2 protein-coding genes are annotated in these 1000 nt (G+C 62.3%); both read right to left on the bottom strand.

Translation table 11 applies throughout. The annotated features are described in order from the left end of the window. Positions 1–419 (bottom strand): cell division protein FtsX (locus tag G9Q73_RS19040; protein WP_218650128.1); only part of this gene is annotated, 419 nt, incomplete at its 3' end. Beyond that, positions 416–1000, bottom strand: a 585-nt coding sequence (locus tag G9Q73_RS19035; protein ID WP_177421543.1) for a cell division ATP-binding protein FtsE, incomplete at its 5' end; no start/stop codon positions are given. The genes G9Q73_RS19040 and G9Q73_RS19035, both read right to left, overlap by 4 nt.

The following is a 1000-nucleotide window of genomic DNA, read 5'->3' as shown; positions in this document are numbered from 1 at the left end:
GCGGGCAGCGGATTGCTGTCGAGGGCCTCCAGGGCATCCCCAAAGCCGCTCAGGCGGCGAAATTCCGCCATCGCCGATGCCTTGGAGATGACCTGAACCGATTCGATACGTTGGTGCAGTCGAAGCTTTTTGCTCAGTGCGACGGCCTGCTTGTCGCTGATCTCCTGCTTCAGGAAAAGGGAGATGCTGGCGCCGCTCTCCCAGCCACCGCTGACGTTCTGCAGGTTGTTGAGCATTACGTGCAGGCCGATGGGCAGGGCCAGGGCAATACCGATCACGGCAGCGGTCATCAGGGTGCCCAGGGGGGCGTGGGTGAGTCGTCCCAGGCTGGCCAGCGCCACCTGCAGATGGCGCTGCAGCCAGATATTGGGACGAAATCCCGGGTGGCGCTGCATCGGATTGTTGCGCCTCTTGCTCATTCCGTCTTCCCGGAGTCCCGTACCAGCTGCCCGTTGTGCAGGGTGAGGATGCGCTTGTCCATGCGGGAGATCAGGTCGATGTTATGGGTGGCGATGAGCAGGGTGACACCGGCCTGATTGAACCATCCGAACAGTTCCATGATCTCCTGGGAGAGTTTTGGATCCAGGTTGCCGGTGGGTTCGTCCGCCAGTACCAGTGGGGGTTTGCTCACTACCGCGCGGGCGATGCCGACCCGCTGCTGTTCTCCGCCGGAGAGGGTGATTGGCGCTGCCTTCTCTTTGTTCAGCAGCCCGACCTTATCCAGTGCGGCGTGCACGCGGCGGGAGATCTCCTTGTATCCCATGCCCGAGACCACCAACGGCAGCGCCACGTTATCGAAGACGGTGCGGTCGTTCAGCAGCCGGTGGTCCTGGAAGATCATCCCCACCTCGCGCCGGTGGTAGGGAATCTGGCTGTTCTTCAGGCGGGTGAGGTTGCGGTCGTTGACGTGCACCTGGCCTCCGCTGGAGCGTTCCAGCAGGCCAATCAGTTTAAGCAGGGTACTCTTGCCTGCGCCTGAGTGGCCCGTGAGGAAGACCAT

It is taken from the genome of endosymbiont of Lamellibrachia barhami (assembly GCF_011947365.2).
GTDB lineage: Bacteria > Pseudomonadota > Gammaproteobacteria > Chromatiales > Chromatiaceae > QGON01.
Note: the sequence above shows the minus strand (reverse complement) of the source record. Positions and strands in the feature narration are given on the sequence as shown.